Genomic DNA, 16237 nt, shown 5'->3' on the forward strand with positions numbered 1-16237 from the left:
GGACTTTTCCGCTCCGGAGCCACCCATGACCTCAGCCCGCTGGATTCTCGCCGCCGCCGTGTGCACCTCCCTCGCCGCCTGCGGCCATTCCGAAGCTCCCACCGAGAAGACACCGGCCCCCGCCAGCACGGCCGCAGCGCCGAAGGCGACCGCGGCAGCAACCCCGTCCGGCGTGGACCAGGCCGGCATGGACACCTCCAAGCCCGCCGGCGACGGCTTCTTCCGGTACACCAACGGCACCTGGCTGAAGAACACCCCGATTCCCGACGACCGCTCCAGCACCGGCGCCTTCCTGGCGCTGTACGAGAAGGCGCAGAAGCGCACCGCCGAGCTGATCGAGCAGGCCGGCCAGGGCAACCCGGCGGCGACGTCGCCGGAGCGCAAGATCGCCGACTACTACGCCGCCTACATGAACACCGACGCGATCGAGAAAGCCGGGCTCACGCCGCTGCAGCCGCAGCTGAGCGCGATCGAGGGCATCGCCTCGCGCAATGACCTGGCCAAGGTGCTGGGCAGCGAACTGCGCGCCGACGTCGATCCGATCAACGCCACCAACTTCCACACCGATCACCTGTTCGGCCTGTTCGTGACGCAGGGTCTCACCGACCCGTCGCAGAACATCGCCTACCTGCTGCAGGGCGGCGTGAGCATGCCCAGCCGCGACTACTACCTGTCCGACGACGCGGCGATGAAGGAAACCCGCGCCAAGTACCGCACCTACGTGGCCGCCCTGCTCAAGCAGGCCGGCGACAAGAACGCCGAAGCCGAGGCCGATACCGTGCTGGCGCTGGAGACCAAGATCGCCCAGGCGCAGACCAGCCTGGTCGACAGCCAGGACGTGCACAAGGCGAACAACCTGTGGTCGATGGCGGACTTCGCCAGGAAGGCGCCGGGGCTGGACTGGAACGCCTACTTCCAGGCCGCTGACCTTACCGGCCTCAAGACTGTGGACGTATGGCAGCCCGAGGCCACCACCCGGCTCGCCAAGCTGGTCGGCAGCGAGCCGCTGGCCGCATGGAAGACCCTGCTGCGCTTCCACACGCTGGACCGCTACGCCACCTTGCTGCCCAAAGGCTACGCCGACCTCGCGTTCGACTTCCACGCACGCACCCTGCAGGGCGTGCCGCAGCAACGCGCGCGCAGCAAGGACGCGATCGATGCCACCAGCACCGACCTGGGCGATGCCGTGGGCCAGATCTACGTCAAGCACTACTTCCCCGCCTCGTCCAAGGCCGAGGTGGAGACGATGGTCGGCAACATCGTGCACGCCTTCGACCAGGGCATCGACACGCTGGCGTGGATGACCCCCGCGACCAAGGCCAAGGCCAAGGAGAAGATCAAGACGCTGCGGGTCAGCGTGGGCTACCCCGACACCTGGCGCGACACCGCCTCGCTGGAGATCAAGCCGGACGATGCGCTGGGCAACCATCTGCGCGCCGAAGCGGCCGAGTACGCCCACCAGAAGGCCAAGATCGGCCAGCCGGTGGATCGCGGCGAGTGGTGGATGACGCCGCAGACGGTCAACGCGGTGAACCTGCCACTGCAGAACGCGCTGAACTTCCCGGCGGCGATCCTCGAGGCGCCGTTCTTCGACCCGAAGGCCGACCCGGCCGCCAACTACGGCTCGATCGGCGCGGTGATCGGCCACGAGATCAGCCACAGCTTCGACAACACCGGCGCCGACTTCGACGCGCAGGGCAAGATGCAGAACTGGTGGACCGCCGACGACCTCAAGCACTTCGAGGCGGCCAGCCAGCAACTGGCCAAGCAGTACGACGCCTATGAAGTGCTGCCGGGCCTGCACGTGAACGGCCAGCAGACGCTGGGCGAGAACATCGCCGACGTCTCCGGCCTTACCGCTGCGCTTGCCGCCTACCACGCCTCGCTGGGCGGCAAGCCGGCACCGGTGATCGACGGCCTCACCGGCGACCAGCGCTTCTTCATCGCCTACGGCCAGACCTGGCGCTCGAAGCTCCGCGACGCCGCCGCACGCCAGCGCGTGAACACCGACGTGCACGCCCCGGCGCAGTTCCGCGCCGAGACCGTGCGCAACCTGGACGACTGGTACCAGGCGTTCGACGTGAAGCCGGGCCAGACGATGTACCTCGATCCGGCCCAGCGCGTGAAGATCTGGTAAGGCAGATCTCGCGTTGAATGAGGGGCGCGGCGGAAACGTCGCGCCCTTTTTCATGCGCGCGCGTCGACGCGGAAGTCACCGGCCGAGTGGCGGCCTGCACTTCGTCTCGCGCGGAAACCGGCGGCTTCTCGCTACGGCTTGCGCAGCAGGGTCACGCGCCGACCCACGCTCTCCACCCGCCATCCGAAGCGCGTGGCGATCCAGTGCAGCGAGGCCTCCGAATGGAAACCCACGCGGGTCGGATCGCGGTGGTAGTGCCAGTGGGGGAAGTCGGCCATCGGCGGGCGCAGCTCGGTCATCAGGCCGAGCCAGCCGCCGGGTTGGAGCATGGCGTCGATACGGGCGAGCTCGCGCCGTGGATCGTGCAGGTGCTCGAGCACTTCGGTACAGGTGACGAAGTCGTAGCGCACGTCGAGCAAGGCGGCATTCGGCGCGAAGAACGGGTCGTAGCCGACGGTGGGAAAGCCGGCGTCGGTGAGCATCGCGGCCAGGGCCGGCGCGGCGCCGCAGCCGTGGTCCAGGCCGCGCGCTCCCGGCGACAGACGCGCCATCAACGGCTCGGCCAGCTGGGCGAGAAAGCGCTGGTAGCCCGGATCGTCGATGCGGTTGTCGTGCGTGCCGTAGTACGCGCGCTCGGCCTCGGCATCGAGCCAGGTCGACGGGTCGCGGCTGACCAGGTCGCACTGCGAACAGTGCCGGTAGACGCCGGAGGTCTCGCGCCACGGATCGCCGCTCGCCGAGCCGCACAGCGGGCAGGCGATCGGCGCGTCAGCGGATGCCGAGGCCATCGATGCCGGTGGCGTCGGCGGTGAAGCCGGCCAGTGTGGCGAAGCGGCGGCCGCGTTCGGCGTAATCCTTGAACTGGTCGAAGCTGGGCGCGCCGGGCGACATCAGCACCACGCCGCCCGCTGGCGTGCTCACACGCGCCTCGTCCACCGCGGTGGAGAGGTCGGCCACGCGCAGCACCGGGCAAGCCACCGCGCCCGCGCGCAGCGCCGCCTCGATACGCGGCCCGTTCGCGCCCATGCACACGATCACCCGCGGCGGATGCGCCTGCACGTAGTCGACGAAGGGCGCCCAGTCCACGCCGCGGTCGTAGCCGCCCACCAGCACGCTGACGTCGCGACCGGGCAGGCTCTCCAACGCCGCGACCACCGCCGGCGGCGTGGTGGCGATGGAGTCGTTGATCCAGTCCAGCCCGTCGTGCCGCCCCAGCGGCTGCAGGCGGTGCGGCAGCGGACGGAAGCTGGCCAGCGCGGGCGCCGCTGCGAGCGCGTCGTAGCCGAGCAGTTCGAGCGCAGCCAGCGCGGCGCTGGCGTTGAGCGCGTTGTGCAGCCCGGGCACGCCAAGCTGCGCGACCGGAAACACCTCGCGATCCGCGCGGCGGATGAAGCCGCCCGCGACGTGCCAGCCCGCCGCATCGCCGAACAACCGCCGCTGCGGATGGCCGGCCGTGAGCGCCATCAGGTTGGCCTGCTGTCCGTTCACCAGCAGCGTGCGCGCCACGTCACCGAGCCGGAGCTTGTCGGCCACGTAGCGCTCGCGCGAGCCGTGCCAGTCCAGGTGCTCCTCGTACAGGCTGGTGACCACGGCCAGTTCCAGCGGGCCGGCTTCGCCGGTCTGGAAGCTGGACAATTCCACCGCCCACAGCTCGGCCGACTGGCCCTGCAGTTCGAGCAGCGGCAGGCCGATGTTGCCGGCCAGCGCGGTGCGTGCGCCGAGCGAACGGGCCAGGTGCGCCATCAGCGCGGTGGTGGTGCTCTTGCCCTTGGTGCCGGTCACCGCGACCACCCGCGCGGCCGGGTTCTCGCCGAACCACAGCGCCGTGCCCGAGGTGAACACCGTGCCCTGCGCTTGCGCGGTGGTGATGGCGGGCTTGTAGATGGAAATGCCGGGCGACTTCACCACCACGTCATACGCCGACAGCGCCACCGCATCCGGCTCGTGGCCGTACACAGTAAGCGCCGGGTCGAATGCGCGTGCGGCCTCCACTTCGCTCTCGCTGCAATACAGCGTCAAAGTAAGTTGCGGCAACCGCGCACGGATCGCGGCGATCGCGGCACGCCCTTCGCGGCCGAAACCCCAGACGGCGACGCGATGACCGGCAAGCTCATCGATATGCACGATCACTCCCGGCCGGAGCGCGCTCGCGGGCAAGACGGTTGCTGCTGACCACGATCAAAACCGGGGATATCGCTCGCGAGCGTGATCGCGCAGAGGCATCGCGGCACATCAACCGATCGCCGCCAGCGCGGCTTGCAACCGGGCCGGTACGCGATGCTCGCCGGACGGCTGGAGCCACGGCTCCAATGCCAGCTGCGAGGCGTCGAGCTGCGGCAGGATCTCGCTGCGAAAACGTGCGACGAGTGCATCCTCGGCCCACTCCGGCCGCTGGCTCAGCGCGTACATCGCCGCCCGCGCCTCGGCACCCTCGCCCACGCACTCGAACGGCTTGTGGTCCTGGTATTCCAGCAGCGCGTCGAAGCCGGCGGCCTGCGATTCGTCGTCCAGCAGGTTGCGGCCGAAGATGGTCAGCAGCCGCGGCTTGGGCAGGAACGGCGCCAGCGCCAGGAACACGAAATGGCACTTCGGGCACTGCCCGCACCAGCGGTCGACCGGCTTGGGACCGAGGATGCGGAAGTTGCGGTTGCAGCTGGAGAAGCTGTCGAAATACGGCGTGAGCTTGGCGAACGCGCGGGTGATCGCCAGCTCCGAATACGGGCGCAGCAGCGAGCAGTAATCGAGGTCCGCCGCCACGTGCGAGTGCAGCCAGTCGGACAGCAGCGCCTCGAAGGCGTAGCCCTTGCTCCACTGGTGGTTCACCTGCTGACCGTCGTACTCCAGCGTGGCCGCGGAGGCCGAACGCTCGTTGGCGAAGGCGATGGAGTCGTGGCCGTAGAGGATCGCCGCCACCGCCAGGATCGCCGAGTTCACCGCGGTCACCGGGATATGGCCATTCCATGCGCCCAGCCGGTTCAGTTCGAACAGACCCGGCGCCAGCTCGCGCTGGATGTTCAGCGTGGGCAGGCCGGTGCGCTCGGCGCAGGCGGCGATCAGCGGCGAGTTGCCGACCCAGGTCGCGGTGGCGTCGCCGCCGACGGATTTGATCGCCTCGACCGCGACCAGCGAGTCCTTGCCGCCACCGATCGGCACCAAGGTCCGCTTGGGCAGGCCCAGCGCAGGCGCCGCAGGCAATGCCTGGCCGCCGCGCGGGAAATGGATGCGGCCGCGCAGGTCCAGCCCGTTGCGGTAGGCGAACTCGGCCAGGCCGTGCAGGTACAACGCGTCGAGCAGGTCGGCGGTGGCGTCGTCCAGCGGGCCTTCTGTCACCTCGATCTGCGGCGGCACGCCGGCCTTGTAGTAGCTCACGCCGGCGACCAGGTGCAGCAGCTTCAGCGCCGCGTCGAAAGCCGGCTGCCGGGCCGCTGGCAGCACCGGGGCCGCGGGAAAGCGGATGCGCTCGACCAGCGGCTCGCCGTCGTCGAAGGCGTAGCTCAGCTCGGCCACGCCGTCGGCGTAGCGGGCATGCAGGAACCGGAACACCTGGGTCAGGCGCGGTTGGATCGGATGGCTCACGTAAATCTCCCTCGCCGGCCGCGGCTCGGCGCAAGCGCAGATTCTAACGGCGCCGCCTCCGCCCTGCCCGTCGCTTCAGGGGCAAGGCGGAGGCAGAACGCCGTCAGTCGAGGATCACTTCCTCCGCGTCCTCACGCAGGTTGTAGGGCGAGGACATCACCTTGCCGTAGGCCCCGGCCTGGGCGATCAGCACCACGTCGCCCTCGCTCGCCTCGGGCATCCGGCGGTCGGTGCCGAGCACGTCGCCGCTTTCGCAGATCGGCCCGACCACCTGGACCAGCGCGGTGGCCGGTTCGTCCAGGCGGGTGAGGTTGACGATCTCGTGCCAGGCGTCGTACAGCGCCGGGCGGATCAGGCTGTTCATGCCGGTGTCCACGCCGAGGTAGCGCAGCGCGCCCTTGCCCTTCTGCTGGGTGACTTTCGCCAGCAGCACGCCGGCGTCGGCCACCAGGTAGCGGCCCGGCTCCATCCACAGCTGGTAGTGCGGATAGGCCGCCTTCACCTCGCGCAGCACCTTGTCCAGCGCGGCGATGTCCAGCCGCGCCTCGCCCGGGTGCGAGGGCACGCCGAGGCCACCGCCGATGTCGAGGAAGGCCACGCTGCCGATGCGCTCGGCCAGGCTGGCCAGCTGGGCGTAGACCTCGCCCCAGTGGCCGGCGTCGAGGATGCCCGAGCCCAGGTGCGCGTGCAGGCCGCGCACCGTGACGCCGTGGCGGTCGGCCAGGCGCAGGAAGGCATCGAGCTGCTCCACCGGCAGGCCAAACTTGCTGCCGCTGCCGCCGGTGCGCACCTTCTCGTGGTGGCCCAGGCCGCGGCCCAGGTCCAGCCGCAGCACGATCTCGCGGCCGCGGAAGGTGTCGCCCCAGTGTTCCAGCGGGTACAGCGAGTCGAGCGACACGGTGGCCCGCGTGGTCAGTGCCCAGGCGTAGTCCTCGCGCGGGGCGAAGTTCGGCGTGAACAGCAGCGGCGCGCTTTCCGGCACCGCCGCGATCACCGCCTTCAGCTCGCCCGGCGAGACGCACTCGAAACCGAAGCCCTCTTCGGCGATGGCCTTCAGGATGGCCGGGTGCGTGTTGGCCTTCACCGCGTAGTGCAGGCGATCCACGGCGGCCAGCGTCTTCAGCTCGCGCGCCTGCGCCCGGACGGTGGGCAGGTGGTAGACGTAGCGCGGCGTGGCCTCGGCAGCGATCGCCAGCAGGCGCTCGCGCTCGGCCTCGCGCCACCAGGCGGAGGCCGCCACCGGCGCCTCGCCGCTGCCGTACAGCGCCTGCCAGCTCGGGCCGAACAACGCGCTGTCGTCGGTGCGCAGCGCGCCGGCAGCGATCAGCAGCTCGTGCAGGTGCGGCAGCAGTTCGTCGACCACGCTCTCGTCGACCACGAAGGTCAGGTTGAGATTGTTCGACGACTGCGAGATCAGGTGCACGCGCAACTGGCCGAACTCGGCCAGCACGCCGGACAGCGTGTGCAGCATCGAGCGCATGCCGCGGCCGACCAGGGTGATCGCCGCGCACGGCGCGATCACCTTGACCCGGCACACCTTGGCCAGATCCGAGGCCAGCGCGGCGACCGCATCGGAGTCGAGCAGGTTCTCGGTCGGATCCAGCGATACGGTGACGTTGGTCTCGGCCGAGCCGATCAGGTCCACCGACAGGCCATGCTGCTTGAACTGCGCGAACACGTCGGCGAGGAAGCCGACCTGCTGCCACATGCCGACCGACTCCATCGACACCAGGGTGATGCCCTTGCGCGCGCTGATCGCCTTCACGCTGGGCGCATGCTCGCGCACTTCCGGGCCGATCACCGTGCCTTCCAGCTCCGGCCGGTTGGTGTCCTTGATCAGCAGCGGCACGCGCGGCTCGCGCAGCGGCGACAGGCAGCGCGGATGCAGCACCTTGGCGCCGGTGGAGGCGATTTCCTGCGCCTCCTCGTAGTCCAGCTTCTGCAGCAGGCGCGCACCCGGCACCTGGCGCGGGTTGGCGGTGAACATGCCGGCCACGTCGGTCCAGATCTCCACCCGCGCCGCCTTCAGCAGGGCGCCGAAGTACGAGGCCGAGGTATCCGATCCGCCGCGGCCGAGCAATACCGTGCGCCGGCGGCTGCCCTCGACGTCGGCCTCGCGGGCGATGAAGCCCTGGGTGATGAACACCTCGCCGCGCCCGGCCAGGCGTGCATTGAGCGCCGGGTCCGGACGGGCATCGACCATCGCCGAGAGCAGCCGGGTGCGCTCGTTCTGGTTGGGCAACGCGATCGCGCTCAGGCATTCGCGTGCGTCGACCCACTCGGTCGGCACGCCGCTGTGGCTGAGGAAGGCCGCGCCCAGTGCGCTGGACATCAGCTCGCCGTGCGCCTGCACCTGCGCCGACCAGGCCAGCTCGCCCAGCTCGGCCGGACCCTTGTCGGCCAGTTCGGCCAGCGTGCGCAGCCGTTCGGCCAGCGTCGGCGGCGTCTCCAGCTGCATGTGCGCCAGCAGGTCATAGTGGCGCTGCGCGATCGCGTCGGCCGCCGCCACCCGTTTCGCCCGGTCGCCCTCGCCGCACAGCTGTTTCAGTGCGTCCGTGATACCGGTCAGCGCGGAGACGACGACCAGCACGCGCGCGCCTTCGGCGCGGCGGCTGGCGACCAGCTCACGGATGTTCTGCCAGCGGGGAAGCGTGGCGACGGAGGTGCCGCCGAACTTCATCACGATCCAGGGGGCGTCCGCGGGAAGCGGCGCGGGGGCGGGCGGGGTCACGGGTGGTTTGGCCAAGTGGCGTGGAAGGTTCGCCAGTGTTGCGCTGCGGCAATCCGATTGCAACCGGGCTTCGATTTTGGACGTTTAGACTGCCAAATACACCGACTCTGTGAATTTCTCTGGATTGCCCGTAGAGACAAATGGGCGAATCGGTGGCGATTTGCGGACATCGCCCGAAGGCGGCAGAGCAACGGCGTTTCGTTCGCCTTCAGCGACCGAGTCACTTTTCTGTGTGTGGCCAGAGAAAAGTAACCAAAAGAGAGGCCACCCCGCTTCCGCGCCCCGCCGGTCTGCGACCGGCGACGTTCGCGGGCGGGCTCCGGGGTTTGTCGACAGCCCATCCATGGACTGACGCCAAACTGGCCGGCATCCATGCCGGCCACCCTTCGGGCTTTTCCTCCGCCCACCCGCCGCTGCAGAGGGGAGGAAAGGTCAAAAGCCACGCGCGAAGCGCGCCGAAGCGTGGCGATCGCTTACGCGATCGCCACCGCTTTTGCCGTTGCTTTTGATCTCCACCTCCCTTGTGAGGCGGTGAGCTGCGGACGAAAGGCCCGCAGGGGCATCGGCATGGATGCCGATGCCTTTTCGTCAGTGCATGGATGCACTGTCGAAAAGCCCGGTCGCGGCTCACGGACTTGCCGGGCTAAGCCCAGCAAGCGCCGAGGAGGGTCGCCTTCTCTTTGGTTACTTTCTCTTGGCGACCCAAGAGAAAGTGACTCGGTCGCCGCAGGCGGACGAAACGCTCTAGCTGTTGATCCGGCCTGGAACAAGAGAGCCACGATCGAAGTGGCTTCCCGCTCTCGCGGGAATGACGACGATGAAGGGAACGGCGTGCGCTGCGCGCACCATTCTTACTCGACAATGACCGGAATCTTCCCGATCCGCGCCTGCCACTCCCGCGGCCCCGTCTTGTGCACCGATGTGCCGGCCGAGTCCACCGCCACCGTCACCGGCATGTCCTTCACCTCGAACTCGTAGATCGCCTCCATGCCGAGGTCGGCAAAGCCCACCACCTTCGACGCCTTGATCGCCTTGGACACCAGGTAGGCCGCGCCACCGACCGCCATCAGATACACCGAGCGGTGCTTCTTGATCGCCTCGATCGCCGCCGGCCCACGCTCGGCCTTGCCGACCATGCCGAGCAATCCCGTCTGCGCCAGCACCTGCTCGGTGAACTTGTCCATCCGCGTGGCCGTGGTGGGGCCGGCCGGGCCGACCACCTCGTCGCGCACCGGGTCGACCGGGCCGACGTAGTAAATGAAGCGGCCGTTGAAATCGACCGGCAGCGGCTCGCCCTTGTTGAGCATGTCGACCATGCGCTTGTGCGCGGCGTCGCGGCCGGTCAGCAGCTTGCCGTTGAGCAGCAGCACTTCGCCCGGCTTGAAGCTGGCGACTTCATCCTGGGTGATGGTGTCCAGGTTCACCCGGCGCGCGTTGGTCGGGTTGTAGGTGAGCTTGGGCCAGTGCTCCAGCGAAGGCGGATCGAGCGCAACCGGGCCGGAGCCGTCGAGGGTGAAGTGCGCGTGGCGGGTGGCGGCGCAGTTGGGGATCAGCGCCACCGGCAGGTTGGCCGCGTGGGTCGGGTAATCCTTGATCTTCACGTCGAGCACGGTGGTCAGGCCGCCCAGGCCCTGCGCGCCGATACCCAGCGCATTGACCTTCTCGTACAGCTCGATGCGCAGCTCCTCGATGCGGTTGGCCGGCCCACGCGCGATCAGCTCCTGGATGTCGATGTGCTCCATCAGCGACTCCTTCGCCAGCAGCATCGCCTTCTCCGCGGTGCCACCGATGCCGATGCCGAGCATGCCCGGCGGGCACCAGCCGGCGCCCATGGTCGGCACAGTCTTGAGCACCCAGTCGACGATCGAGTCGGACGGGTTGAGCATGGCGAATTTGCTCTTCGCCTCCGAGCCACCGCCCTTGGCCGCGACGATCACGTCGAGCTTGCCGCCCGGCACGATCGAGACGTTGATCACCGCCGGCGTGTTGTCCTTCGTGTTGCTGCGCTTGCCGGCCGGGTCGGCCAGCACGCTGGCGCGCAGCTTGTTGTCCGGATCGTTGTAGGCGCGGCGCACGCCCTCGTTGACGGCATCTTCCAGCGAGCCGGTGAAGCCCTCCCAACGCACGTCCATGCCCACCTTGAGAAACACCGTGACGATGCCGGTGTCCTGGCACAGCGGGCGATGGCCCTCGGCAGCCATGCGCGAGTTGATCAGAATCTGCGCCATCGCATCCTTGGCCGCGGGCGACTCCTCGCGCTCGTAGGCGGCGGCCAGATTGGTGATGTAGTCGACCGGGTGGTAGTAGCTGATGTACTGCAGCGCGTCGGCAACGGACTGGATCAGGTCGGATTGCTTGATGGTGGTCATGAGCGGCTCGGGGCGGGGCCCGCCGGGGGGATCTCGGCGGCGCCAGCCGACTATTTTGCCCCAGTGGCCGGACCCGGCCAAACCGCGCAGCGCGAGGCCGCGCGGTTTGGATGCCCGGTCAGTAACGATATTCGAGCTGCACCATCAGCGTGCCGACGTGGCCGCTGACGTCGGCGCCGTTGCTCGACGCCTTCAGATGATAGAAGTCGTAGTGCAGGCCCACGCTGGCACGCTCGCTGATGTCGTAGCCGCCGCCCACGCCCAGGTACCAGCCGTTGCCGCTGGCCGTCGTGCTGGCGGCGGTGGCGTACGAGCCGCTTGCGCTGGCGTGCAGGTCGGTCCAGCTGTGCAGCCAGCCGCCGCGGGTACAGAGATACCAGGGTGCGTCGAAGCGATAGGTGGCGTTGCCGCCCAGCAGGGTGCCGCGGGTGTGCGCCTCGTTCCTCACGTTGGCGAGGTTGACGATGTACTGCTCGGACACCTTGCCCAGATCGACGTAGCCGGTTTCGATGCCCCAGGCGATCGGCCCCTGCCAGATCGCGCCCGCGCGCACGGCCCCGGCCACGTCGCTGCCGTCGCGATGATCGCCCGCATACGGCCCGTCCAGCCGGCCATCGGTGGCGCCGAGTGCGCCGCTGACGAAAAACCGCGCGTCCTGGGCATGTGCCGCCGACGCCCATGCCATGGCGGCGATGCACGCCGCCGCAAGCTTCCTGCTCATGCTTGGATTCCCTGTGATGTTGAATGGCCGCCCGCTAGCCGCATGACTTGCGGGCGGCGCGCACGGTAGCAAGTTCGGCGGCATCGTGTCTGCCGGTCGGTTCCGATATCGACGACTTCGCAGCGATTGCCGGCACGACATCGCGCTGGCAAGGTGCCGAATCCTGCCTTCCGGACATTGCCATGCCCCTGCGCCGATTCATGCAACTGGATGTCTTCGCCGACCGCCCCATGCTCGGCAACCCGCTGGCCGTGGTGATCGACGCCGAAGGGATCGACGACGCCACCATGCAGGCGTTCGCCCGCTGGACCAACCTGTCCGAGACCACCTTCCTGCTGCCGCCGACCACGCCCGGGGCCGACTACCGCGTGCGCATCTTCACCCCGCGCCAGGAGCTGCCGTTCGCCGGCCATCCCAGCGTGGGCAGCGCCTACGCGGCGATCGAGGCCGGCCTGGTCGATGCGGGCAAGCGCGCGCTGGTGCAGGAATGCGCCGCCGGCCTGCTGATGGTGCGGGTGGAAGGCGACGGCGCATCTCGGGTGATCCACGTGCAGGCGCCGCCGGCACGCATCACGGCGCTGGACGCCGCGCTGCGCCAGGGGCTCGCCGCCGCGCTGCCCGCACCGCTGGACGAAGCGGGCACGGCGCTGGTGGACAACGGGCCGCACTGGCTGGTGTGCGATCTGCGCAGCGCCGCCGCCGTGCGCGCGCTGGCACCCGATCTCGCCACCATCGCGGCGCTGTGCGAGCACAACGCCGCCGTCGGCGTGAGCGTGTTCGGTTCGGAGACCGACGGCACCGCCGCGATGGCGGTGCGCGCGTTCTGCCCGGCCGACGGCATCCCGGAGGATCCGGTCACCGGCAGCGCGAATGCCGCGATCATGGCGTTCCTCGCCGCGCGCGGCGACACCCGCTACGGCCCGCGCTACCGCGCCAGCCAGGGCCGCGAGGTCGGTCGCGACGGCCTGGTCGACGTGGCCCGCGACGAGGCCAGCGGGGCCATCACCATCGGCGGTTCGTGTGCGCTGACCATCCGCGGCGAGCTCACGCTGTAACCGCCGCCCGGATTTCACATTCCCTCGCGCTACCAGGGGAGCAAGCTCGGCGGACGACGCAGCCCTCGACAGGGGGAAGGCGGCGGCGTGCAGGGATACACGGGGTCATCCATCCGATGACGCGCTCGACAGCGGGGCTGGAGAACAACGGGCGCGGCTTCGCATCGCCCGCGGAGAGTCCTCCAGCCTCAGCTCGCTCAAGGGAGATCCGCACATGCTCACCACCTTCCGCCACACCACTCTGGCTACCGCACTCACGCTCCTGCTCGCCGGCACTGCACATGCCGCCGACGCGCCACAGCGACTGGACATGGGCGTCGCCCGATCCAGCCGGCCCGTCAACGTCACCCTGATGCTCAAGCTGCACGACGAAGCGGGGCTGGAGCGATTCATCCAGCAGACCGTCACGCCCGGCAGCGCGAACTTCCAGAAGTTTCTCAGCACGGCGGAATTTGCCCGCCGCTACGGCGCCACCGATGCCCAGATCACGCGCGTGCAGCGTTACCTGGCCGCGCGGGGCCTGCGCAGCGAGGTGCTCGCCAATCGCATCACTGTGCGGGTGAGCGGCAGCCTCAGCCAGTTCAGCCGCGCGTTCCGCGCACCGATCCACAACTATCGCTCGCTGGCCACCGGCAAGGTGTTCCATCGCCCGTCCGCCGCGCTGGTGATGCCGACCGAACTGGCCGACTCGGTGATCGCCACGCTCGGCCTCGACAACGAATCGACCTACCTGTCCCACCGCCTCAACACGCCGCGGCTGGCGCAAACCCGGTCGCGGCTCGGCGGCCTGAACGTAACGGGTGCCCTGCGCAGCGCCAGCGCGGCCGGCAATCCCACCGCCAGCGGCCAGCCGGGCGAGTACACCGTGGGCGACGTGGCCAATTTCTACAACATCAACCCGCTCTACCAGCGCGGCATCCGCGGCGCCGGCTCCACCGTGGCCATCGTCACGCTGGCGGATTTCGACCCGGCCGATGCGGAAACCTACTGGAGCGGCATTGGCCTGGTCACCAAGCCGTACCGCATCCAGCGGATCCATGTCGACGGCGGGGCCGGGATCAACGACGGCAGCGGCGAGACGGCACTGGACGTGGAGCAGGCCGGCGGCCTGGCGCCCTTTGCCCGCGTGCTGGTGTACGACGCCCCGAACGGCGCGTCGGGGTTCCTCGACGCATTTGGGCAGGCGGTGTCGGACAACTGTGCCGACAGCATCTCCACCAGCTGGGGCATGCCGGAGGTCTTCAGCTTCGCCGCACTCAACGTGAACGGCGCAAAGGTCAACGACACCACCGACGTGGGCAGCCTGCGCGCGTTCCACCAGATCTTCATGGAGGCCGCGGCACAGGGGCAGTCGGTGTTTGCGGCGAGCGGCGATTCGGGCGCCTACGACACCGTGCGCGGCCTCGGCCGCGGCACGGGCGTGGGTGAATTCACCGCGCCGCTGACGGTGGATTCGCCGGCCTCCGATCCCTACATCACGGCGGCAGGGGGCACCACCACACCGGTCCGCTTCGCCTTCGGCGGCAACCCGGTGGCCTCGATCACGCAGGAAAGCGTGTGGGGCTGGAGCTACCTGCAGCGCTACTTCGACACTTATTTCGGGCCGGGCACGGTCGACCTGTTTTCGGTGGGCGGCGGTGGCGGCGTGAGCAGTTATTGGCGCCGGCCGGCGTACCAGTTCCTGACGCGCGGCGTGCGGGCCACGGAGAACAAGCAGACGCTGGACTACAACGATCCCAGCGCGGGCCCGACCACGCTGCTGAAGCTGCCCAACCATTTCCACGGCCGCAACCTGCCGGACATCTCGCTCAATGCCGATCCGGAAACCGGTTACCTGTTGGTGTCCACCACGGACGGCGGGGTGACCTCGGGCTGGGGCGGCACCAGCTTCGTGGCGCCGCAGCTCAGCGGCATCACCGCCCTGCTGCGGCAGAGCGCGGGGCACCGCATCGGGCTGTGGAATCCGCAGGTGTACTTCCTGCAGAACGTGTTCGGCTACGGCCGCTATTCGCCGTTCAACAGCGTCAACGCCGGCGACAACTGGTTCTACCGGGGCGCGCCGCACTTCACCCCGGGCGCCGGCATCGGCACGCTGGACGTGGAGAACCTCGACCTATTCCTGCGCAGCCGTTACCGCTTCTGATCTTCCGCGCATGACCGGCGTGCCCGCGCACGCCCGGGCCCCACCGGCCGGCCGCGCACCCGTCGCGGCCGGCTTTTTCCTGTCCGGCGCGGGGCTTGCCGCGCCAGGCTCCGGCACGCCATGCTCGCCCGTCCAAAAACTCGAGCCCGAGCATGAGCGATTCCGTCAGCAGCACCGCCCGCTACGTCCGCGCCCTGCGCCCCCTGGATGCGGCGCTGATCGTGATTGGCGGCATCATCGGTGGCGGCATCTTCCTCAATCCGGGCATCGCGGCGCAGCGAACCGAATCGGGGCTGGCGCTGCTGGCGATGTGGGTGGGCGCTGGCGTGCTCACCCTGATCGGCGCGCTCTGCTACGCGGAGCTCGGCGCGCGCCGGCCCAGCGCGGGCGGCATCTACGTCTACCTGCGCGAGGCGTTCGGGCCGCTGGCCGGGTTCCTGTTCGGCTGGACCATGCTGCTAGTGATCTACTCCGGCTCCACCGCGGCGGTGGCCACCATCTTCGCCAGCTACGCCTCGGCGCTGTTCGACCTGCCGCCACGCGCGGCCACCCCGCTGGCCGCCGCCGCGCTGGCTTTCGTGGCGGGCATCAACCTGTTCGGCATCCGCCTGGGCGCCACCATCCAGAACGCCTTCGCCCTGCTCAAGCTGCTGGCGGTGGCGGCGCTGGTGGCCTGCGGGCTGTACCTGGCCGGCATCGGCGCCGGCGCGCACGCGGTGCTCGGCGCGGACGAGACGCGCCGCGGCGTCGGCTTCATGGGCGCGGCGCTGCCGGTGCTGTTCGCCTATTCCGGCTTCACCTACCTCAACAACCTCGCCGGCGAAGTGGACCAGCCGCAGCGCACGCTGCCGCGCGCGCTGTTCCTGGGCATGCTCGGGGTGATCCTGGCCTACGCGCTGGTCAACGTGGCCTACCTCGCAGCGCTCGGCCATGACGGCCTCGCCGCCAGCACCGCGCCGGCGGCGGAAGTGATGCAGCGCGTGTTCGGCACCGTGGGCGCCAAGGTGATCGCGCTGGGTATCGCCATCTCCACGCTGGGCTTCTGCAACATCACCGTGGTGGCCGGTGCGCGCGTGCTGCAGGTGATGGGCGAGGACGGCCTGTTTTTCCGCTCGGTGGCGCGGCTGCACCCGGTGCATCGCACGCCGAATCTGGCGCTGGTGCTGCTGGCGGGGTGGTCGATCGTGCTGGTGCTGTCGGGCAGCTACGGCCAGCTGCTGGACTACGCCACCTTCGCCGACTGGCTGGCCTGCGCGATCGGCGTGGCGACGCTGTTCTGGTATCGCCGCCACGACGGCGGCACGGCCAGCTTTCGCGTGCCGGGCTATCCGCTGCTGCCGCTGGTGTTCATCGGCGTGATCGGCTGGGTGGTGATCGAGACCATGCGCAGCAACCCGATGAACGCGGGCATCGGCGTGCTGATCATGCTGGCCGGCGTGCCGGTGTACTTCGTGTGGCGCCGCTTGTTCAGTGCCGCGCGCCCCTAATCGCATCGCGTGATGCGA

General features: G+C 69.4%; 10 protein-coding genes. 4 read left to right on the forward strand and 6 right to left on the reverse strand.

The features are described 5' to 3' along the window. Positions 1-25: 25 nt before the first annotated feature. A complete protein-coding gene (locus tag ISP17_RS08350) occupies positions 26-2137 on the forward strand; it encodes a M13 family metallopeptidase (RefSeq protein ID WP_404632001.1) in 2112 nt (703 codons plus the stop codon). A 131-nt stretch (positions 2138-2268) separates the two neighbouring features. On the opposite strand, the gene ISP17_RS08355 is transcribed toward ISP17_RS08350, so the two are convergent. From ISP17_RS08355 to ISP17_RS08380, 6 genes are all read right to left on the reverse strand, one after another. Continuing rightward, positions 2269-2925, reverse strand: coding sequence for a class I SAM-dependent methyltransferase (locus ISP17_RS08355; RefSeq protein WP_404632003.1), 657 nt, complete (start codon positions 2923-2925; stop codon positions 2269-2271). After that, positions 2906-4261 carry a UDP-N-acetylmuramoyl-L-alanine--D-glutamate ligase gene (gene murD / locus ISP17_RS08360; RefSeq protein WP_404632005.1) on the reverse strand — a complete coding sequence of 452 codons (1356 nt, stop codon included), beginning with the start codon at positions 4259-4261 and terminating at the stop codon, positions 2906-2908. The genes ISP17_RS08355 and murD overlap by 20 nt, the downstream gene beginning before the upstream one ends. Positions 4262-4369: 108 nt before the next feature. Further along, positions 4370-5713 carry a UDP-N-acetyl-alpha-D-muramoyl-L-alanyl-L-glutamate epimerase gene (gene murL, locus ISP17_RS08365; RefSeq protein ID WP_404632007.1) on the reverse strand — a complete coding sequence of 448 codons (1344 nt, stop codon included), beginning with the start codon at positions 5711-5713 and terminating at the stop codon, positions 4370-4372. 103 nt (positions 5714-5816) lie between these two features. Beyond that, complete coding sequence (locus ISP17_RS08370; protein WP_404632009.1) at positions 5817-8444, reverse strand: bifunctional aspartate kinase/diaminopimelate decarboxylase; 2628 nt, start codon at positions 8442-8444, stop codon at positions 5817-5819. Positions 8445-9295: 851 nt separating this feature from the next. Next, positions 9296-10813 carry a fumarate hydratase gene (locus tag ISP17_RS08375; RefSeq protein ID WP_404632011.1) on the reverse strand — a complete coding sequence of 506 codons (1518 nt, stop codon included), beginning with the start codon at positions 10811-10813 and terminating at the stop codon, positions 9296-9298. A 118-nt stretch (positions 10814-10931) separates the two neighbouring features. Beyond that, complete coding sequence (locus ISP17_RS08380) at positions 10932-11534, reverse strand: outer membrane protein (protein ID WP_404632013.1); 603 nt, start codon at positions 11532-11534, stop codon at positions 10932-10934. A 182-nt stretch (positions 11535-11716) separates the two neighbouring features. On the opposite strand from ISP17_RS08380, the gene ISP17_RS08385 reads away from it, so the two are divergent. The 3 genes from ISP17_RS08385 to ISP17_RS08395 all read left to right on the forward strand — a co-directional run bounded on the left by ISP17_RS08385 (position 11717) and on the right by ISP17_RS08395 (position 16219). Then, on the forward strand, positions 11717-12589 hold the full coding sequence (locus ISP17_RS08385) for a PhzF family phenazine biosynthesis protein (protein WP_404632015.1): 873 nt from the start codon (positions 11717-11719) through the stop codon (positions 12587-12589). Between the two features lie 214 nt (positions 12590-12803). Continuing rightward, the gene (locus tag ISP17_RS08390) at positions 12804-14732 is read left to right on the forward strand and encodes a S53 family peptidase (protein WP_404632017.1); all 1929 of its coding nucleotides are present in this window, start codon (positions 12804-12806) and stop codon (positions 14730-14732) included. 152 nt (positions 14733-14884) lie between these two features. Beyond that, positions 14885-16219, forward strand: coding sequence for an APC family permease (locus ISP17_RS08395; protein WP_404632019.1), 1335 nt, complete (start codon positions 14885-14887; stop codon positions 16217-16219). Positions 16220-16237: the final 18 nt, after the last annotated feature.

It is taken from the genome of Dyella ginsengisoli (assembly GCF_044904665.1).
In the GTDB taxonomy this organism is placed as follows: domain Bacteria; phylum Pseudomonadota; class Gammaproteobacteria; order Xanthomonadales; family Rhodanobacteraceae; genus Dyella_A; species Dyella_A ginsengisoli.